The 21809-nt window shown below is 38.1% G+C and carries 17 protein-coding genes; 8 read left to right on the forward strand and 9 right to left on the reverse strand.

Going from position 1 to position 21809, the window contains the following annotated elements; all coding sequences use genetic code 11:
* Positions 1 to 264: 264 nt before the first annotated feature.
* The 4 genes from FFJ24_RS17040 to surE form a co-directional block, all read right to left on the reverse strand.
* Positions 265 to 1437 (reverse strand): hypothetical protein, encoded by a 1173-nt coding sequence (locus tag FFJ24_RS17040; protein WP_138818347.1) that lies wholly within the window; start codon positions 1435 to 1437, stop codon positions 265 to 267.
* Positions 1438 to 1533: 96 nt separating this feature from the next.
* The gene (gene lpxB, locus FFJ24_RS17045; protein WP_138818348.1) at positions 1534 to 2640 is read right to left on the reverse strand and encodes a lipid-A-disaccharide synthase; all 1107 of its coding nucleotides are present in this window, start codon (positions 2638 to 2640) and stop codon (positions 1534 to 1536) included.
* Between the two features lie 86 nt (positions 2641 to 2726).
* Entirely contained in the window at positions 2727 to 2999 is a 273-nt protein-coding gene (locus FFJ24_RS17050; RefSeq protein ID WP_138818349.1) for a stationary phase survival protein SurE, read from the reverse strand.
* A gap of 12 nt (positions 3000 to 3011) precedes the next feature.
* On the reverse strand, positions 3012 to 3851 hold the full coding sequence (gene surE, locus FFJ24_RS17055; protein ID WP_138818350.1) for a 5'/3'-nucleotidase SurE: 840 nt from the start codon (positions 3849 to 3851) through the stop codon (positions 3012 to 3014).
* 220 nt (positions 3852 to 4071) lie between these two features.
* Here surE and FFJ24_RS17060 point away from each other — a divergent pair, with 220 nt between their 5' ends.
* Entirely contained in the window at positions 4072 to 7005 is a 2934-nt protein-coding gene (locus FFJ24_RS17060; RefSeq protein ID WP_138818351.1) for a pitrilysin family protein, read from the forward strand.
* 538 nt (positions 7006 to 7543) lie between these two features.
* Here FFJ24_RS17060 and FFJ24_RS17065 read toward each other — a convergent pair.
* Complete coding sequence (locus tag FFJ24_RS17065; protein ID WP_138818352.1) at positions 7544 to 8593, reverse strand: glycoside hydrolase family 130 protein; 1050 nt, start codon at positions 8591 to 8593, stop codon at positions 7544 to 7546.
* Positions 8594 to 8658: 65 nt separating this feature from the next.
* Complete coding sequence (locus tag FFJ24_RS17070; RefSeq protein WP_029276197.1) at positions 8659 to 8844, reverse strand: CsbD family protein; 186 nt, start codon at positions 8842 to 8844, stop codon at positions 8659 to 8661.
* Between the two features lie 200 nt (positions 8845 to 9044).
* On the opposite strand from FFJ24_RS17070, the gene FFJ24_RS17075 reads away from it, so the two are divergent.
* Both FFJ24_RS17075 and FFJ24_RS17080 read left to right on the forward strand, forming a co-directional pair.
* Positions 9045 to 12053, forward strand: a complete 3009-nt coding sequence (locus FFJ24_RS17075) for a TonB-dependent receptor (protein ID WP_138818353.1) — start codon at positions 9045 to 9047, stop codon at positions 12051 to 12053.
* Between the two features lie 12 nt (positions 12054 to 12065).
* Complete coding sequence (locus tag FFJ24_RS17080; RefSeq protein WP_138818354.1) at positions 12066 to 13433, forward strand: RagB/SusD family nutrient uptake outer membrane protein; 1368 nt, start codon at positions 12066 to 12068, stop codon at positions 13431 to 13433.
* A 72-nt stretch (positions 13434 to 13505) separates the two neighbouring features.
* Here the strand turns inward: FFJ24_RS17080 and acs are convergent, their stop codons facing one another.
* Positions 13506 to 15401 (reverse strand): acetate--CoA ligase, encoded by a 1896-nt coding sequence (gene acs, locus FFJ24_RS17085; protein ID WP_138818355.1) that lies wholly within the window; start codon positions 15399 to 15401, stop codon positions 13506 to 13508.
* 292 nt (positions 15402 to 15693) lie between these two features.
* Here acs and rpmB point away from each other — a divergent pair, with 292 nt between their 5' ends.
* The 5 genes from rpmB to rimO all read left to right on the forward strand — a co-directional run bounded on the left by rpmB (position 15694) and on the right by rimO (position 19198).
* Positions 15694 to 15927 carry a 50S ribosomal protein L28 gene (gene rpmB / locus FFJ24_RS17090; RefSeq protein WP_025145121.1) on the forward strand — a complete coding sequence of 78 codons (234 nt, stop codon included), beginning with the start codon at positions 15694 to 15696 and terminating at the stop codon, positions 15925 to 15927.
* A 44-nt stretch (positions 15928 to 15971) separates the two neighbouring features.
* On the forward strand, positions 15972 to 16154 hold the full coding sequence (rpmG, locus tag FFJ24_RS17095; RefSeq protein WP_010599807.1) for a 50S ribosomal protein L33: 183 nt from the start codon (positions 15972 to 15974) through the stop codon (positions 16152 to 16154).
* An 85-nt stretch (positions 16155 to 16239) separates the two neighbouring features.
* Complete coding sequence (locus FFJ24_RS17100) at positions 16240 to 16395, forward strand: DUF4295 domain-containing protein (protein ID WP_010599808.1); 156 nt, start codon at positions 16240 to 16242, stop codon at positions 16393 to 16395.
* A 358-nt stretch (positions 16396 to 16753) separates the two neighbouring features.
* Complete coding sequence (gene ftsY / locus FFJ24_RS17105) at positions 16754 to 17716, forward strand: signal recognition particle-docking protein FtsY (RefSeq protein ID WP_138818356.1); 963 nt, start codon at positions 16754 to 16756, stop codon at positions 17714 to 17716.
* 150 nt (positions 17717 to 17866) lie between these two features.
* Positions 17867 to 19198 carry a 30S ribosomal protein S12 methylthiotransferase RimO gene (rimO, locus tag FFJ24_RS17110; RefSeq protein WP_138818357.1) on the forward strand — a complete coding sequence of 444 codons (1332 nt, stop codon included), beginning with the start codon at positions 17867 to 17869 and terminating at the stop codon, positions 19196 to 19198.
* Between the two features lie 222 nt (positions 19199 to 19420).
* Here the strand turns inward: rimO and FFJ24_RS17115 are convergent, their stop codons facing one another.
* On the reverse strand, positions 19421 to 19765 hold the full coding sequence (locus FFJ24_RS17115; protein ID WP_138818358.1) for a hypothetical protein: 345 nt from the start codon (positions 19763 to 19765) through the stop codon (positions 19421 to 19423).
* Positions 19766 to 20666: 901 nt separating this feature from the next.
* Positions 20667 to 21665 (reverse strand): NAD(P)H-dependent glycerol-3-phosphate dehydrogenase, encoded by a 999-nt coding sequence (locus FFJ24_RS17120; protein ID WP_246862641.1) that lies wholly within the window; start codon positions 21663 to 21665, stop codon positions 20667 to 20669.
* Positions 21666 to 21809 lie beyond the last annotated feature (144 nt).

The raw sequence follows: 21809 nt of genomic DNA on the forward strand, positions 1-21809 counted from the left end.
GGCACTCACTAGTTTAGTTTATAATTAGTTACGCAATGCGGCCAAATTTCACCAAATTAATAAGAGCTATGAAATTAATTAGTTACGATTAGGTTTTCCGCAAAACGATTTAGTAACGCCTTAAACACGGTTTTGTTTTAAAAAAAATGAAAACACCTTAAAATGTTACATTATAAGTAAAACAAAACTTTACTAATAAAACAAGTGCAGGAATTTATAAATAATAAAAAACAGGGTTAAAAATAACAAAATGAAAAAGCCTGATTATTTAAGGTCATCAGTATGTTTTGGATAGGTAAATAATCCAAAACTAAGACCAGCTTTTGCAAACCAGGCTGATCGCTGAAAATAGGCATTGTATGTATCTTGTCCATAATAACCACCCTCTACAAACAATCCTGCAGCACTAAAGCCACGTATCCTGTAGTGCAGAGTAGAATGAAAATTTATTCGATCCCGGAAAGTTGCTTTAGATAAATTATAAATGGGTCCAACATTCATCGAGTTCGTGATGAAACTTGCAAAAAATTCTATCCTTAATTTTTCAACAGGATAATTTTCATCAGTTACATTATAAACATTTCGATTTTCATGATCAACTATATTGCGCCCATATTTTGTGGACCATTTATAGGTATAAAATAAATTAAGCCTATTGGTACCATAAATATTATACTTTTTCATTCCTGGTGCCAATCCTGATGATTGGCCATAACCAAATTTTAAATACTGATTGAGGGTGTTACTGGCATTTTTCAGAAACATAATCCCATTAAATTCGACTACAAAATCATCACTGAAATTACCGTTGTAGGTATTAAAATATCCCTTTTTACCCCAAGCCTTATCGGTACTGTTAAACTCTTCCCCATCCTGGCCGTTAGAATGATGATAACCCTTAACAGAGAAACCAAAGTTATGACTCCTATCTTTTTTATAGAGCGCGCTATGAGTGATAAATAATTCACCTCCGGGCCGTGATGAAGCCGTACGCACCGGTAGCGAACTATCTCCAACCGATTTGTCGTTATTAAAAATCCGCACTTCAAATTCAGGATTGAAATAAAGAGCAAACATAAGATAGCTTTCTTTTTCTTTATTTAAGTTTATTGTCCAGTTAAAAGGTGAAATATTAATGTAAGGGCTGATCTTAGCATCTAAAATCAAGCTTTTCCGGTCGGAAAAATCACTTTTGGTCATCCATCGCTTATTCGCAGCAAACGAAGCTTTTGATAAAAAAACAGAAGAGGAAATATCTTCATTGAAACTAAAATTATTTCGGTTTCTATCTACAAAATATTTAATTTGCTTAGGAAGTTCTGCATAAGGGACAGAATTTACCATTATGGTATCGTATCCAGACGGGTTCTGCGCAATTGATTTATTGGAAATAAAAAAAACGGCAATTAAGAGGGCAGTCGTTAAGGCTTTAATCATGAGGTTAATTTTTTATTTAAAAATAACTCACGTTTTAAAATACCATCAATACCCAACACCGGGTATATTGTTGTTGATACTTACTCGACTAAAATTTTATCCTTTTAGCTTTTCTACAATCAATCTGGCTGTTTTTGCCGAAGCGCCTGGTTTGCCCATAAGTAATAGCAGTTCGTCGTAATGTTTTAACATCTCGTTCCTGCCCTCGCCTGTTAAGATAATTTTGAGTTCTTCGTTTACCTTTTGGGGGTTACAATCTTCCTGGATAAGTTCGGTTACAATCTTTTTGTTCACGATCAGGTTAACTAACGAGATGAACTTAATTTTCACCAACATCCGTGCGATGGCAATTGAAATTGTGCCTCCTTTATAAATCACTACCTGTGGTACTTTAAACAAAGCAGTTTCTAATGTAGCTGTTCCTGAAGCTACAATTGCAGCATGGGCATGGTACAATAAATTATAGGTATTGTTAAAAAGAAGATGAACTTTTTTGTCTCCCGTAAACTGGCGATAATAACTTTCGGTAAAGGTTGGTGCAGCAGCAATGGCAAAAATATAATCGGGATGATTTTCGGTAATGCTTAACATCACCGGGAGTAAACGTTCTATTTCCTGCTTACGGCTACCTGGTAACAAGGCAATAATTTTTTCATTTCCTAATTGATGGCTTCTGCGGAAATTTAAGTCTGGTGTAAACTGCGCAATCTCATCTAATAATGGATTGCCCACATAATCTACCTGCATGCCCCATTCTTTATAGAAATCTACCTCGAAAGGCAGGATGCAGAACATATCATCCACAACCTTTTTGATTTTCAGCACCCGTTTCTGGTTCCAGGCCCAAACTTTGGGTGAGATATAATAACACACTTTTATGCCATTGGCCTTTGCAAATTCAGCAATTTTTAAGTTAAAACCAGGAAAATCGATCAAAATCAAAACATCAGGCTTCCATTTTATAATATCTTCTTTACATGCTTTGAGGTTTCTGAAGATGGTGCGTAAGTTTAAAATTACCTCGGTAAAACCCATAAATGCCATATCAGCATAGTGTTTAACCAACTCGCCACCTTCGGCCTGCATTTTATCCCCCCCGAAATACCTGAATACCGCTCCGCCATCTTCGGCTTTTAAGGCTTTCATTAAGTTGGCGCCATGTAAATCGCCTGAGGCTTCTCCGGCTACGAGGTAGTATTTCATAATTTGTTATGTATGATGTAAGATGGACAATGGAAGATGTAAGGTAAAATCCCCATCATCAGCATTACACATTCCATTTTCCACCCTTAAAAAACTTTATATGCAAAGAATATAAAAGCACACAAAAACGTTGCCGCTAAAATACCTCTACCAATATTTTCTTTGTTGTATTTAAAAAAGTATTGCATGGTATAAGCATTTATGGCAATGCCACCAATATATAACAGATCAGCTTTAGCAAGGGAAGCCACATGGTGAATAATGTACCAGGCAATTGAACAAAATATTGATGGTACAAGCAAACCAATGCCCAAACCTATCCACACCGAATTATTTAATCTTTTTAACTGATCAATCATAATGGCAAGCGCTTAACCTAAATTAATGCCATCGGGCGCTGAAACTTTGGTACCCGCAGCTTTTGAATCGCTATTACCTATGAAATCCCAGCTGTTAAGGGCTTGTATAGCATGATGCGCCGTTAAATCAAACTGAACAGGAACAATAGAAACATAGTTGTGCTCCAATGCCCAAACGTCTGTGTCTTCTCCTTTATCGAAATTTTCAAAAACACCCGTAAGCCAATAATATGGGCGTTTGTAAGGATCTGTCCGCTCATCAAATTCTTCCATCCACTTGGCATTGGCCTGGCGGCAAATCTTAACCCCTTTTAGCTTGTCACCTTTCGGGAAATTCACATTTAAAAGCGTGCCTTCGGGTAAACCATTCGCTAAAACCTGCTCACAGATATTTTTAATGTATTTTTTAGTACAACTGAAATCGGCATCGGCAGCAAAATCATCGAGAGAGAAACCAATAGATGGAATTCTTTCTATCGCACCTTCTACTGCAGCAGACATGGTGCCCGAGTACAGCACATTAATCGAATTATTTAGTCCATGGTTAATTCCTGATACACATAAATCAGGTTTTTTACCTTTAAAAATCTTATTTACCGCTATTTTAACGCAATCAACCGGCGTACCGCTGCATTTATACATTTCTACGCCTGCATAAAGATCAACCTTATCAAAACGGATCGGTTTGCCAATGGTAATGGCATGGCCCATTCCACTTTGAGGTCTATCTGGTGCCACTACCACCACGTTGCCCAGCTCCTGCATTACCTCCATTAAATTCTTTATACCTGTAGCGGTAATCCCATCATCATTTACCACTAAAATATTTGGTTTTGTGCCCTGCTTTGTCATGCCTGTAAAAATACAGATTATAAATTCAAGGCACAATAAACCATGGCTTATATACTAAAACCATTTATTCCTGGATTTTTAGTTTAGAAGTCAAAATTATTTCGTTCACTGCCAGAAAGCATCTATATTTGAACAAATAACTTATTAAAAATGAATACTGTACTGGAGATCACACTTAAATCAACCGGTACACATTCATGATCATAAACCAAACAATTCAATGAAATTTAAACTATTTACTTTGGCTTGTTTTCTAATTACAGGTTCTTTAGCGAAGGCGCAAACAACCTACCAATGGAAAACAGGAACTTCTGGTGGCTATACCTACAAGTACGTGACCAACGATCCAACCAAAACACGTTTTTATACGTTAAAAAACGGTTTGACTGTAATTTTATCTCAAAACAACAAAGAGCCCAATATTACTTACAAAATGGCAGTAAGAGCGGGCAGTAATACCGATCCTCGTACCAATACCGGTTTGGCGCATTATTTAGAACACCTTTTATTTAAAGGAACAGATAAATTCGGAACACTAAATTATGCTAAAGAGAAACCACTTTTAGACAAGATCGAAGCACTTTACGAAACGTACATCAAAACTACCGATCCGGCTAAACGTAAGGAGATTTATAAAGAAATAGACAAAACATCGGGCGAAGCTTCTAATTATTCTATCGCAAACGAATACGATAAAATGATGAAATCAATCGGAAGTAACTCTACCAATGCGCATACCGCGGTAGAAGAAACCGTTTACGAAGAAGACCTTCCATCAAATGCTATTGATAAATTCCTGGCTGTGCAGGCTGAGCGTTTCCGCGCTCCTGTTTTCCGCATCTTCCATACAGAATTAGAAGCTGTTTACGAAGAAAAAAACATCGGCATGGATAACGATGGTCGTAAAATGTATGAGAAAATGCTGTATGCATTGTTTCCAACACATAACTACGGACAGCAGACCACCATTGGTACAATTGAACATTTAAAAAATCCATCATTAGTCGAAATCAGAAAATATTACAACAAATATTATGTGCCTAACAATATGGCCTTAATTATGAGTGGTGATATTAATTATGATGATTTAATTAAAAAAATCGACAAAGATTTTGCTTATATGGTTCCTAAACCATTTGCACTTTACAATCCTGCGCCAGAAAAGCCATTAACCCAGGTTCAAACGGTTGATATTTACGGTCCAAGTGCCGAAAATTTATATATTGCTTACAGGGGCTTTGCCCAAAATACCCACCAAAGTTTACTTTTAGATTTAATCGGGAGCATTTTATCTAATGGCAAAGCAGGTTTAATGGACATCAACATTAACCAACAACAAAAGATGTTGCGTGCAGGTGCGGGTTATAACTCGATGAAAGATTACGGAATCTTCATTTTATCTGGTTCTCCGAAAGCCGGACAAAGTTTAGAAGAGGCCCAAAAATTATTATTAGAGCAGGTAGAATTGCTTAAAAAAGGCGAGTTCGACGAAAGCCTGATTAAAGCAACCGTGGCCAACATTAAATTGGCAGAACTGCAAAGTTTTGACAATAACGACGTTCGCGCAGATTTTGCCATGAATGCCTTTATCCAAAACCGCGGCACAGAATGGGATAAAACCCTGGCATCAACCGATGCAATGGCTAAAGTAACCAAAAAGGAAATTGTAGATTTTGCCAACAAGTTTTTCATTAATAACTATGCTGCTATCTTAAAACATAAGGGCGAAGACAAAGGCATTGCTAAAGTAGAAAAACCTATCATTACAGCGGTAAAAACCAATGCTAATGAAGTTTCGCCATTTACCAAAAACATTATTGATGCTCCTGTAAAACCTATCGCACCTAAGTTTTTAGATTATACCAAAGACCTTAATTTTGGTAAAGCAGGTATTGCCGATGTAATTGCGATACAAAATACCGAAAATGGCATTTTCCGCATGGGTTACCGTTTTGATATGGGTTCTTATAACTACAAATTGCTGCCTTATGCTACGCAATACCTATCTTTCCTAAGTACTGATAAATATTCTGCAGAAGATATTAATAAAGCATTTTATAATATTGCCTGTAGCTATAGCATCAATGTAGGTACTGATGTAACTACCGTTTCCATCACCGGTTTACAAGAGAATTTTGATAAGGCGGTGGCTTTACTTGAAGATGTTTTAGCACATTGCAAACCAAACGAAAAAGCTTTAGAAGATTTAAAAGGCCGGTTGTTAAAATCAAGAGATAATGCAAAATTAAATAAATCGTCAATTCTGAGTGGTTTAATGAGTTATGCACAGTATGGTGCAGATAATCCTTTTAATTACGGATTAACCAATGACGAGATCAAAAACATGAAATCGGCAGATTTGATCTACATTTTACATAACCTTACCAATTACAAACACACCATTACTTATTACGGACCTAAAACATTGGCTGCATTTTCTGCTGATATTGTAAAGGCACATCCACTGGCAAAAGAATTTACTGATGCTGCGCCGGTTAAGAAATTTGTATATACCAAAACCGATTCGAACAAAGTATACTTTGCCGATTATGATATGGTACAGGCCGAAATCCGTTGGGTACGCAATGGTGGATTGTACGATCCGGCTAATGCTGCAAAAATTGCTTTATTTAACAATTATTTTGGCGGTGGCATGGGCTCGGTTGTATTCCAAACCATCCGCGAATCTAAAGCCTTGGCTTATTCTACCTTTGCCGTATATTCTTCTCCAAATACTAAAGAGAAAGAGAATACAATTGTTGCTTATGTAGGTACACAGGCCGACAAAATGAACGAGGCAGTTGCCGGTATGAATGAGTTATTAACCACCTTGCCTGAGTCCGACAAATCATTCGCACTTTCTAAGTCCAACTCATTAAATGGTTTAGAAACCAGCCGCGTTACTAAAGACGGTATCATTTACAATTACCTTGCCGATAAAAAATTAGGTTTTGATCACGATTCAAGAATTGATGAATACGCAAACCTGAAACCACTTACTTTTGCTGATATAAAATCGTTCCATCAGAACAATCTTTCGGGCAAGCCATACAGCTATTGTATTGTTGCTTCAGAGAAAAAAATCAACATGACTGATTTAGCAAAATTTGGCCCGGTAACTAAATTAAGCCTGGAGCAGATTTTTGGATACTAACAAGGTTAAGGGTTTGAAGGCGGAGGGTTTAAGGTAAACCCTTTGCCATAAAACTAAAATTGCAAGCGATTCCCGTTTCCGGGAATCGCTTTTTTTTAGGTAAATAGTTAGTTTCTAGGCGGGTAATCGTTCAAATAAATTGAATGCCAAATACCAGCAGATGTTTCGTCATACGCTGAGCGATGAGTATTTACTCCTAATAAAGGGAAAGCAGAGTCCGTAGCTTTTATTGGCATTTCTTCCGGCTTTCCGGTCCGATCTTTTTTGCCCATACCTAAACGCCCCCGCAGCAAAAAAGGATCTCCCCTTCAATCCGGTTTAAAAACGAAATTTCTGTTACTATTTAGAGCTGTAGAGCGCATAAAAGCATCTCCCAACCTTAGTCATTTTATCACTTCAGAAGCACAAAAAGACGTTTTCTGTTATCACTTGAGATATATTTCACGCTCGTTAACGCTATTTATCATCGATTGATTAGTTCATTAGTTGTGTAGCGCAGAAAAAAGCAAATTGTGTTTTCACATTTAACGGTCAACAGTTAAAAATACATCAATGTACTTAAAATCGCCTTCACCGAAAATTTAGCCCCGCAAACAAATTCATCAGCGGCGCCATAGTAAATCGTTAATTCATCTCCGTTAACAATGTGGCCGTTTGTAAATACCACTTCACCAAAGAAACCATGCAGTTCGTAATCTGCTGTTGGCACCATAATCGGTTCTTCGGTTCTGGTCAGTACTTTCGATGGATCATTTAAATCCATGAGAAAGGCGCCTAAACAATATTGATGTTTTCCGTTTGCACCGTGATAGATTTCGAGCCAACCTGCTGCGGTTTTTATGGGTGCTGCACCGGCGCCCACACGGGCACTATCCCAGTAGTTAGGTCTCGTTTTAACAATACACTTGTGTTTGCCCCAATGGATTCCATCGGGAGATTCGGCCAGCCAGATATAATTACCACCCAGCGCCACACTACTAGGACGGTGCAAAGCATAAAATTTACCGTTAATGCATTCTTCAAATATGGCGCAGTCTTTATTATGGGGTGGGATAATCATTCCGTGTTTCTCAAAGATCTTCCAATCTTTTGTTGTTCTTAATCCAACCCCAACCCCATGGGCAGATACTGAAGTAAAGGTTAAATAGTAAGTTTTATCGATTAAGGATACACGGCAATCTTCAATGCCAAATGTTTCATCTTCTCCCTCACCCTGTAATAAAGGATAACCAGCTGGCTGATAAAATTTTATACCATCATCACTGCAAACCAATCTTAAATGAGACAAAGTGGTCAAATAATCAGCACCTTTATAATTGATCACCCTCGGATCGCCAGTATCCAAATCGGGATGATTTTCTGCTATGGCTATAATTTCAATTCCATTATCTTTCAATACAGGGAAAGAAATAATACCTCTGGTTTGCTCAGGTCTTTCGGCAACCCGTATAAGCAGCCATGTTTTACCACCGAATGTAAAAACCCCCGGATTTAAAAGACAAACGATTTCCAGTCCTGCCCTACTGGCACTTAGATCTTTTGGACATAAAATTGGGTTTTCGGGAAATCTTCTTGCGATATCGGGCATAAAAAATATTTTTAAAGCAAAACAGGCGACCAAATTGACCGCCTGTTTGTCTTATAGAATTGTGACTATAATGAGTTAATCCATTTCACGAGTTCATCTCTTCCTTTGCCAGTTTTTTGTTGCAATTTCCCCAGCAATTCATCATCCTGACCTTCCTCGTGCTTTAAATCATCGTCTGTTAAATCAGCATAAGCTTGTTTAACCTTTCCTTTTATTTCATTCCACTTTCCTTTTAATTCTAACTTATCCATGCTCGTATTTTTTTGTTGTGAATAATGTGTTTTATAAATTAAATAACAATCTTATGCACTTTTTGTTTAGTTTTTCACCTCTTTACTTCAGTAACTGAGTTATTTTACCTTATTCCCTCAGGTTTTATATGATTTTTTAATTATATTAAGGGTATCATTTCTGTCAACTATCAAACATTACTAACTAAACTAATAATTTGATGAAAAAACTACTCTTAAGTATGATTTTGTCTCTCGGTGCAATTTCGTTTGCTTTCGCACAAGGCAAAGTAATTACCGGGAAAGTTACGTCAGCCTCCGGACCAATTCCAGGCGTTAGCGTATTTGTAAAAGGCTCACCCGCTAACGGCACGCAAAGTGATGCCTCGGGAGCCTTTAAATTAACTGTAGCAGACAATGCTAAAACACTTGTTTTTAGCTTTATCGGTTACAAAACCAAAGAGGTGCCCATTACCGGGCAGACCGTTAATGTAAACCTCGATGAGGAAAACAATACGCTATCAGACGTAGTTGTGGTGGGATATGGCACGCAGAATAAACGGGATGTGACGGGATCAATAGCAAGAGTTACAGCAGCCGATTTGAAAGACAAACCCCTGACAACTATCGAAAGTGCTTTACAAGGCAAAGCACCTGGTGTATTTATCAACTCTGGTAGTGGTAAACTGGGCCAGGCGCTTCAAATCCGGGTAAGGGGTATTTCTTCTATTTCGGCAAGTAACCAGCCTTTATTTGTTATTGATGGCGTGCCAATTGTGAGTGAAGCATTGGGAACCTATACTGAAGCGGATAACCCGCTTGCGGCCATTAGCCCTGATGATATAGAATCGATGGAAGTTTTAAAAGACGCAGCATCTGCAGCCATATATGGCGCCAGGGGATCGAATGGGGTTGTGCTGATTACAACCAAAAAAGGCAAACAAGGAAGAACCAATATTGATTTTGGATATTATGCCGGCTTCAGCGATCCAACCAAAAAGGGCGAATTTTTAAATGCCGATCAATACCGTCAATTATTAGACGCATCTTTTAAATATAACAACTATGATGACGGAGACTATGCCAATGCCGCCGAAATGTGGAAAGATTATACGGGCACAGATGACTGGACGAGCAACAACAATACCAGTTGGGTAAACGAAGCTTTTAGAAAAGGACATACACAACAGTACAACTTAAATATTAATGGTGGTGATGCAAAAACCAGGTTTATGCTTTCCGGAAACTACAACAATAACGATGGAATTATAGTGAGCAACCGCTATGTACGTACTGGTGGCCGCTTAAGTTTAGACCATACTGTTTCGAAAATTTTAGATGTTGGAGGGTCAGTTAACATCTCTAAAGTAGATAATTACCGTATTCCTACTGATAATGCCTTCTCTAATCCATTACAATTAAATGCCTTGCCACCAATTCAGCCTGTACGTGATGCATCAGGTGAATTGAATGGTTCTACTGTTTATTATAACAGCTTAATCGATTATGAAAATGGCAAAAATCTATCAACTACGTACAGAACTTTTGCCAATGCTTATGCAAGCCTAAAAATCACACCCGATTTAGTTTTTAGAAGTGAGTACGGCTTTGATTTTAACAATTTGGAAGAAGAGCAGTTTTTAGGATCAAAAACACAGGATGGAGGTAGTACAGGAGGTTATTCTTCTGATTATATGGCCAAATCCATAAACTTTAATACCAATAATACCCTTAATTATACCAAAACATTTAATGAAAAACATAACCTGAACGTATTGGCTGGTTTTGCCTTTCAGGATACGAAATTCAGATACTCATCTGTAACGGGAACTACACTACCATCAGACAGTTTTACTAAGATTGCAAGTGCAGCAGTAATTTCTGCAGGTGAATCTTCAGAAACCAGACACACTTTTGTTTCATATTTGGCGAGGGTAAATTATAAGTATGAAGATAAGTACCTGTTAAGTGCATCAATAAGAACGGATGGTTCATCAAGGTTTGGTGTGAATAACAGGTATGGAACTTTCCCGGCAGTTTCTGCAGGCTGGATTGTCAACCAGGAAGAGTTTCTAAAATCGAGCAGCTGGGTAAGCCTGTTAAAACTTAGAGGCAGTTATGGTTTAACGGGTAATGCAGAAATTGGCGATTTTGCCTCAAGGAATCTATACCGTGGCGTTAATTATGCAGGTGTAGGCGGTACACGTCCGAGCCAGTTAGGCGATCCGAATTTAAGCTGGGAAAATACCACAAATTACAACATTGGTTTAGATTTTGGTCTATTCTCCGACCGCATTTCTGGTACTGTTGAATACTATAAAAAGAAAACAACCGATTTATTATTAAATGCACCAATTGCTGCTACAAATGGTTTTTCGTCTATTACACAGAACATTGGCGATATGCAAAACAAGGGATTTGAATTTTCCTTAAATACCAGAAATTTTGTCGGCGAATTTAAATGGTCTACCTCTTTCAACATCTCACTTAACAGGAACAAAGTTTTACGCTTGGTGGATGACCAACCGATTTATCCTGGCGGAAGATTTCTAGGCCGTGTGGCTGTTGGAGAACCATTAGGGTACTTTTACGGCAAAGCTTATGCAGGTGTAGATCCGGCCAATGGTGATGCCCTTTATTTTGTTGATGCATCAAGAACAGCAACGACCAATGATTATGCCCTTGCGCAAAACCAAAAGCTGGGCGATCCCAATCCTAAATTCTTTGGTGGCTTTGGCAATCATTTCTCTTTCAAAAACTTTGACCTGGATGTTCAGGCGCAGTTTGTTTCTGGTAATGATATTTATAACATGGCAGGCGTTTTCCAATCTGCTAATGGCGACTACTTTGATAACCAGACTATTGATCAGTTAAACTATTGGACACCAACAAACACCATTACGACTATCCCACAGCCAAGATTTGGTGAAGGAAACGGAACAAGCCCGTCATCCAGATGGATACAGGATGGTTCTTACCTTAGGATAAAAAGTGTGGTTTTCAGCTATAATGTACCTAAAGCGTTTGCCAATAAATATAAATTGCAAAATGTAAAAATATTTGCTTCAGCCCTTAATTTATTTACCATAACGGGTTATAAAGGCTACGATCCTGAAGTAAATACCCCTAGTGGCGGCAACCTCCAGTCTGATAACATTCAACTGGGTCACGATTTTTACACTCCTCCACAAGCAAGAACCATTACTTTCGGTTTAAACATTGGCTTATAAAAACATTAGAATATGAAAAATTATAAAAATATATTAGCTGCATTTCTTATTGTTTTAAGCATATCCAGCTGTAAAAAGCAATTAGAAATAGATCCTAAACAAAATATTGATGCCAATGTGGCACTCAATACAACTGCAGATGTTCAAAATGCATTAACGGGTGCCTATACCTTTATGGCTACCGGCGATCTATACGGGAATAACCTGGTATTTATACCAGATCTTTATGCCAGCGATAACTACTTAACCTGGCGTGGCACTTTTACTACCTACCGCAACATTTCGAGCAAGGCTATTGTAGCAGATAACGCTGATGTGAGGAGAACCTGGATAACCGCTTACAGTGCAATTAATACCGCAAATATTGTACTTTCTGCCTTAAATGTGGTAAGCGATGCCGATACCAAAAACATCATAGAAGGTAAAGCATTATTTATAAGGGGTATTATGCATTTTGAGCTGGTGAGGCTTTACGGTTTGCCTTATGATGCATCCGGCGCTAATACAAACTTAGGCGTTCCTATCATCACAAAAGCGGTAAAAACCATTGATAATGTAACCAATTCAGTTGCAAGAAATACGGTTGCCGAGGTTTATATTGCAGTAGAAAACGATTTAAAATCGGCCATAACGAAATTGGCCTCAGTTGATGATCAATATGCAGCCAAAGCTTTTCTGTCCAGGGTTTACCTACAGGAAGGCAAGTATGCTTTAGCAAGGGATGTGGCCGATGATATTATTACCAACAGTCCATATCACTTAATTACCAATTCTCTTGAAGCACCGTTCAGAACCAAAAATTCAAGTGAGGGTATTTTCGAAATCAAACAGAACGAACAAAGTAATGCCGGAACATCAAACGATGGATTAGCTACTTTTTATGCCAGTTACCAGAACAGTACGGGTGGGGATGTAGGAAGAGCTGATGCGCTGGTAAATAGCACATTTTACAACTCTTTTGAAACGGGTGATAAAAGACAGACCGAAATGATTTATGAAGGTACTGGTGCCAGGACAGGTCTTTTTACTAAAAAATGGTATAGCTTTTATGATAATATACCTGTTTGCAGGGTTACAGAACAGTACCTGATCCGTGCAGAATGTAATTTCAGATTAGGTACTAACATTGGAGCTACTCCAGCTGATGATATTAACACTTTGAGAACAAGAGCCGGACTGGGAGACGTAGTGCCAACTCTCGACATTATCTTAAACGAACGCGAAAAAGAATTGGATTATGAAGGTTTCAGGCTTCATGATTATAAACGTACCAAACGTTCTATAGGCAGTTTTGCTTATAATGACCCTAAATTGGTATTTCCAATTCCAGATCGTGAAATAAATGTGAACAAAGCTTTAAAGCAAAACCCAGGCTACTAATCATAATTGCTTATAAACGGGAAAGCCTCCCGATTGACATCTGGAGGCTTTCCCGTTAAATATGATAAGCTACTAAAGCTTCTTCGCTGCTTCAATAATTTCTTCTACCACACCCGGATCAAGCAAGGTAGAGGTATCACCTAAATTAGCTGTATCACCTTCGGCAATTTTACGCAAAATTCTACGCATAATTTTGCCTGAACGTGTTTTGGGTAAACCAGAAACAAACAATATTTTATCGGGCTTGGCAATCGCCCCAATTACGCGGGTAACCGTCTGTAATATATCTTTTTTAGATAATTCTGCTTCACTATGCATTTCAGGGTAAATTACAAAAGCATAAATCCCCTGCCCTTTCACATCGTGCGGATAACCTACAACCGCGCTTTCTACCACACCCGCATGCATGTTAATGGCATTTTCCACTTCAGCTGTACCAATCCGATGCCCCGAAACATTTAATACATCATCAACACGACCGGTAATCCGATAATAACCATCTTCATCACGCAAACAGCCATCACCAGTAAAATATAAATTCTCGTAAGTAGAGAAATAAGTCTGTTTGCAACGTTCATGGTCGCCGTAAGTAGTACGCAACATGCCCGGCCACGGGAATTTAATACAAAGATTTCCCATCACCCCATTTCCTTTGATTTCATTTCCATTTTCATCAACTAAAATTGGCTGAATTCCTGGTAAAGGTAATGTAGCAAAACTAGGTTTGGTTGGTGTTACCGTAGCGATGGGAGAAATCATGATGCCTCCCGTTTCCGTTTGCCACCAGGTATCAACAATAGGCGCTTTACCGTGCCCGATTTTTTCATCGAACCAATGCCATGCCTCTTCATTAATGGGCTCTCCTACCGAGCCTAAAACGCGGATTGTGCTTAGATCTTTGCCGTTTAATGGATCTTCACCAAAACTCATTAAAGAGCGGATCGCGGTAGGTGCGGTGTATAAGGTATTTACTTTGTGTTTTTCTACAATATCCCAAAAACGCGATGGACTTGGGTAGGTCGGAATCCCTTCGAAAAGCACTGAGGTTGCACCCTGCGAAAGCGGTCCGTAAACAATATAAGAGTGACCGGTGATCCAGCCAATATCGGCCGTACAGAAATAAACTTCTCCAGGTTGGTAATTAAACACATTTGAAAAGGTATAACCCGCATAAACCATATAACCACCACAGGTATGTACCACACCTTTAGGTTTACCGGTAGAGCCAGAAGTATACAGAATGAAGAGCATATCCTCTGCATCCATTTCTTCCGCTTCGCAAATATCATTTACGTGCTTAACTTCATCTTCCCACCACACATCTCTTCCTTTCAACATAGAAACAGGTGTGCGAACATGGGTTAATACAATACATTTCTCTACAGTTGGACAACCAATTAATGCATCATCTATTACATCTTTTAAGGGAATCTGCTTGTTTCCACGGTAAGAACCATCGGCCGTAATCACCACTTTACACTGCGAATCATTGATCCGGTCGGCGATAGATTTAGCAGAGAATCCACCAAAAATAACGGAGTGAACAGCGCCAATCCTGGCGCAAGCCAAAACAGCAATAGCCAGTTCGGGCACCATTGGCATGTAAATACAAATACGGTCGCCCTTTTTAGCACCATTACGTTTTAAAACATTGGCAAAACGGCAAACACGCTCATGCAACATTTTATAAGTATAAGTAACACTTTCTTCTTCCGGATTATTGGGTTCCCAAACAATGGCTGGTTTATCTCCATTGGTAGCTAAGTGCCGGTCTAAACAATTTTCGGTGATGTTAAGTTTAGCACCTTCAAACCACTTGATATTTGGTTCGTTAAAGTTCCAGGATAATACCTTAAACCAAGGTTTGCGCCATTGAAAGTCCTGTGCCACTTCGCCCCAAAACTGCTCAGGGTTTTCTACGCTTTTCTTATAATCTTCTTCGTATTGCTTAAAAGATGTAATTTGCATTGCTAGTTTTTATATTTTGGATTAGTGGCAGCTAATTTAAATAAATAATACCAAGGAAAAATAGTCTTATCGTATCAAAATGAATATCAAACGTTTGATAAAAAATATTTATTTTTAGAATGCGGAGATTTAAATATTCCGCATAACAATCATTGTAAAGGCACTTGCCGCCTGTAAATATTAATTGTAAAAAATAATTAGCTATGCTATTGCCGTTTACAATTATTTTTCAGATATTTGCACACTCTTAAAAAAATTAAGCGGACGATATTAACAACTATATTTACAAGTCATGTCAAGAGTTTGTGATTTAACAGGAAAAAAAGCAATGGTAGGTAACAACGTTTCTCACTCAAACGTTAAAACCAAACGCAAATTTTACCCAAACCTACAACTTCAGAAATTTTATATTCCTGAAGAAAACCGTTGGATTACGTTGAAAGTTTCTACTTCAGCGATCAAAACCATCAATAAAGTGGGTATTAGCGAAGCAATTAACCGTTTCGTAAAAAAAGGATTTTTGTAAAAAACATTAACTGTTGAGATTAACAGTTTTCAATTTATATTAAAATGGCAAAAAAAGGTAACAGAGTTCAGGTTATTTTAGAATGTACTGAACATAAAGAAAGTGGCATGCCAGGTATGTCTAGATATATTTCTACCAAGAACCGTAAAAACACTACTGAAAGATTAGAATTGAAAAAATTCAATCCAGTATTGAGAAAAGTAACCGTACATAAAGAGATAAAATAATTGAATGATAGATTGATTGGATGATTGAGTTAAAAAATTCTCTCATTCTAACATTCTCTAATTCGATCATTAAAATTATAAGAACATGGCAAAGAAAGTAGTTGCAACCCTTAAAACAGGTACAGGTAAAGAATATTCGAAAGTGATTACAATGGTAAAATCACCAAAAACTGGTGCTTACTCATTCAAAGAACTTATCGTACACAACGACCACGTAAAAGATGCTATCGCATCTAAATAAGGTTAATATTTTTTAAAATAAAATATTATAGGCCGTTCCGTTTTAACCGGAAGGGCTTTTTTTGTTAGTGAAATTTACCTTAGGAAATAATTGATTATCTTTGAAAAAAGCATAACCATGGAAGCGTATGAGTTTAAAGCAAAAGTTTCCGAAAACGGAACTATTGTTGTTCCTGACGGATTTGATATAAAAAAACAAAGAAGTTGAAGTAATTATTTTGGTTCAAACGGAACAAAGTATTGCTCAAGAAGGGTCTTCAGAAATTTCCCAATAAATTTACTGAAGATTTAATGGAAAATTAATCCAGCTGTAGCTTTCAAACACCTACCGATTTCCTAAAAAAACATACAAATAACTAATGGGTTTATTCGATTTTTTCAAAAAGAAAGAAACTGCACCTGAAGCTCAGGAAGCACTGGATAAAGGTTTAGAGAAAACTAAGGATGGTTTCTTTAACAAAATTACCAAGGCCGTAGCAGGAAAATCTTCTGTTGATGATGAAGTACTTGATAATCTGGAGGAGGTTTTGGTAACTTCTGATGTAGGCGTAAGTACCACCTTAAAAATCATCAGGCGCATCGAAGAGCGTGTTGCCAAAGATAAATATCTTAACACCTCTGAACTGAATTTTATTCTTCGTGATGAGATCCAACTGCTGTTATCGGAAAATAACAGTAACGATTTCCGTCAGTTCGAATATGGCGACCATAAACCTTATGTAATTATGGTGGTTGGCGTAAATGGTGTAGGTAAAACCACTACCATTGGGAAGCTGTCGCATAAACTTAAAGAATCAGGACTTAAGGTTGTTCTTGGTGCGGCCGATACCTTTAGGGCTGCGGCCGTTGACCAGATTAAACTTTGGGGCGAACGCGTTGGCGTGAGGGTGGTGGCACAGGCTATGGGTTCTGACCCTGCCTCAGTTGCTTTTGATACTTTACAGTCGGCCGTTGCAAATGGCGAAGATGTAGTGATTATCGATACCGCCGGCCGTTTGCACAACAAAATCGGCTTGATGAATGAGCTGGGCAAAATTAAACAGGTAATGCAAAAGGTAGTACCAGGTGCACCGCACGAAATTTTATTGGTATTGGATGCCTCGACCGGACAAAACGCCTTTGAACAATGCAAACAGTTTACCGAAGCTACTGATGTGAATGCATTGGCCATCACCAAATTAGATGGAACGGCAAAAGGTGGTGTAGTAATTGGCATTTCTGATCAATTCAGAATTCCTGTTAAATATATCGGTGTAGGAGAAAAAATAGGCGATTTACAGCTTTTTGACAAGAAAGAGTTTGTGAATAGTTTGTTTAAGTAAGCTAAATTTATAAATAAAATCGTTATCAATCGTCATGCTGAATTTATTTCAGCATCTGTCCTTGAGATCCTGAAATGAATTCAGGATGACGACTACTCCAACAAGACACAGATTACAAAATGTTGTGTTTATAGAAAGATTAAGTGAAAGATGAATACCAAAATAGTTAGAAGTAAAAGTGCAGTTAAACAGCCTAAAATCAATGTGATTACATTAGGTTGTTCAAAAAACATATACGATTCGGAAGTACTGATGGGACAGTTGCGTGGCAACAATTTAAACGTTGTGCACGAATCAGACAAAATGGGCAAAGATGATATCGTTGTAATCAATACCTGCGGTTTTATCGACAATGCTAAACAGGAATCAATTGATACCATCCTTCAGTTCAGCGAACTTAAAGAAGCTGGTAAAATTGGTAAGGTTGTAGTTACAGGCTGCCTTTCTGAGCGTTATAAACCAGAACTGGAATCGGAAATTACCAATGTGGATGCATTTTTTGGTACTAACGATTTACAAAATATTTTGCACGAACTAGGTGCGAACTACAAACACGAGCTGATTGGCGAACGTTTGCTCACTACCCCATCACACTTTGCTTATTTTAAAATTGCCGAAGGTTGCAACCGTCCTTGCTCTTTCTGTGCCATTCCTTTAATGCGTGGCAAGCACATAAGCAAGCCAATGGAAGAACTGGTTAACGAAGCTAAGATATTGGCCAAAAACGGCACCAAGGAACTGATTCTAATTGCTCAGGACCTTACTTATTATGGTTTGGATCTTTACGGCGTACGTAAATTAGACGAGTTGATGCGTCGCCTGTCGGATGTTCCCGGAATCGAATGGATCCGTTTACAATACGCCTACCCTTCTGGTTTCCCGATGGAAATTTTAGACGCCATGAATGAGCGCGACAACATCTGCAAATACCTGGATATGCCGCTACAACACATTACCGATAACATGCTAAAATCGATGCGTCGTGGCACAACTAAACAGAAAACCATCGATCTGGTTAACCAAATTAGAGATAAAGTGCCGAATATTGCCATGCGTACCACTTTAATATGCGGTTATCCTGGCGAAACAGAGCGCGATTTCGAAGAAATGAAGGAATGGGTTGCCGAAACCAAATTCGATCGTTTAGGCTGCTTTACCTACTCGCACGAGGAAAAAACACATGCCCATACTTTGGTTGATGATATCCCGGATGAAGTTAAACAACAACGCGTAGACGATATCATGGAAATACAACAAGGCATTTCATTTGATATCAACCAGGAAAAAGTAGGCAAAACCTTCAAAGTGCTGATTGATAAAAAAGAAGGTGATTTTTTTGTAGGCAGAACCGAATTTGATTCACCTGAGGTAGATAATGAAGTGTTAATCGACGCAACAACAGGCTATGCTGCTAATGGAAGTTTTGTTAATGTAAAGGTTGACAGAGCAGAAGATTTCGATTTATACGGAACAATTATTTAATAAAACATAATTAATTAAAAATCCCAAAAGCTAGTCTTTTGGGGATTTTTTTGTTTTAAGGCTATAATCAAACCTCTTAATAAAAAGAAGCTGTATCAGAAATATAGACTTGTAATCCTGAACCTGTCGAATCACCTTGCCATAATATTGTTTAAAGCGTTTAGATGCTTCCTCGATTCAAGCTCAATAACTTATTTTATGATACAGTACATTTTATACTTATTAGTTTTTTGATGCTGGTCTGGTTTTAATCTGACTAGGTTTTAACCAGATTTTAGCTCCTTTTGAGTTTACATAGTATTTTTCATTTTTGGCATTAATATAAACATCAGAACCATCTGGTGCCATTTTGCCTTTCCAGGTTTTATCAGCAACTTTCGAACTGCCTTTTACCGCTACCTCAGCAGTTTTATTCCCTACCGATTTAGCACCTTTACCAATTGCTTTTCCGGTATGATCTAATGCTTTACCTACCTCAGTTTTTTTCTTTTCTTGTGCGCTTACGCTAAGGGTTACACCGCCAATTAAGGCCATTGTTAATAAACCCATTACTAATTTCTTTTTCATGACAGCTATATTTTTATTTAACTGATAATGATAACAGTTCGCCACCTCTTTTGTTTGATAGCAAAGTATTTATTAATAAATGTTATTAGAGGATTTTTTTTGAGATTGAGAAACGTAATTTTCAGGATGCTTTTTTAGCGTGCAGGGTAATCAGTTTGGTTGTTCTTTACACTACCCTCTGTTAAATAAACCTTATTGCAGCGGTTATCCTTTTTGAAGCACAATCAAAAACATTTCCTCTAATGCTCACAAAAAGATAATAGCGGAAAGAAGGACTGCCCTAACCGAAAAGCAATGAGCCTGCTTTTCAACCTGAGTTCGATTAATGTTTAAAAATTAATGTACTTTATTAGGACGAATTGGCTAGCCGTTTCGTCATGCTGATCCAATAGCTATCGGATTTATTTCAGCATCTTTCCTGTTAAACAGCCTTGCTATAAAGACCCTGAAACAAGTTCAGGGTGACGACCGTTCATACAAGGCGCCAAATAACCCAAATTAAAGCACATTATTAATCGAACTCAGGTTTAAAAAATAAAGATTTGTTTTTGGAGCGCAAAGACAGTAATAATGATTAAAGTTTGTTCCCGTGCTACGCTGTATCCCTCCGCTGCGCTTCAGGGATGCCGCTGCGCCCGGGGCTAGAAACGTTGTTCCTGCCAAGAACAAAATACAAACATCTATGATAGGCAAAGCGTTAATTGTTCCTTACACCTGCCCTCCGTTAAATAAACCTTATTGCAGCGGTTATCCTTTTTGGTGCACAATCAAAAACATTTCCTCTAACGCTCACAAAAAGATAATAGTGGAAAGAAGGACTGCCCTAACCGACCGGTACAAAACCTGCTTTACAAAAACAATTATTGAATCAAATCACTATAATTATTAACCTACGCTGATTTTAGTTTAATTTTTCTGCCAGTAGCTTCATTTCTATCTGTGGCGATCGTTTCTCGTAAATGATGCTGTGAACAGCCTTACAGATGGGCATGTCTACATTATACTCCTGGTTTTTGATGTGCATGCATTTTGCGGCATAATAACCTTCGGCTACCATATTCATTTCTAACTGTGCCGATTTCACGGTATAACCCTTGCCTATCATATTACCAAAAGTACGGTTGCGGCTGAACTGTGAATATGCAGTTACGAGCAAATCGCCCAGATAGGCTGATTCTTTAATGTCGCGATCAATGGGATGAACCAAATCTACAAAGCGTTTGATTTCCCGTATGGCGTTGCTGATCAGCACGGCCTGAAAGTTATCGCCATAACCTATGCCATGGCAAATGCCACTGGCTACGGCATAAATATTTTTTAAAACTGCAGCGTATTCAGTACCGAAAATATCATCAGAAACATTGGTTTTAATGTAACGTGTATTTAAAATCGAGGCAAATGCAGCTGCCTTATCTACATCGGTGCAGGCAATGGTCAGGTAAGATAGTTTCTCAAAGGCTACTTCTTCCGCATGGCAGGGGCCGCTTACAACGAGAATATCGTGGTATGGGATGTTGTATTTTTCGTGCAAAAATTCGCCGATAATCAGGTTATCTTCAGGTACAATTCCCTTAATGGCAGATACTATTTTCTTGCCTTTTAAATCTTCAGGGGTTATGGCAGACAGTGTTTCCTTTAAAAAAGCTGCAGGAACGTTTAAAATAACAAAATCAGCTGATTTTATAATCGAACTGATATCAGACGAGATATTGTCCTGACCGAGCTTTAGCTCAACAGAACTGAGGTAATGAGGATTGTGTTTAAATTTTTTAATGTGCTCAATGGCTGTTTCATTACGCATCCACCAAAAAATCTCTTTCTCAGACAAATTATCTGCAAGCATTTTTACGATGGCAGTAGCCCAGCTCCCGCCCCCTATCATTGCTATTTTAGGTACCATGATTATAAAAAAGGTTTAAGGTAAAAGGTGTAAAACTCTTTTTCAAAAGGTATATGGCAAAAGGTGTAAGACTTAAGGTTTTAGGCAACTTGCCCTACCTTAAACCTTACACCCTAAACCTGAGGAATACACCTTAAACAACGC

The organism is Pedobacter sp. KBS0701, from assembly GCF_005938645.2.
Lineage (GTDB): Bacteria > Bacteroidota > Bacteroidia > Sphingobacteriales > Sphingobacteriaceae > Pedobacter.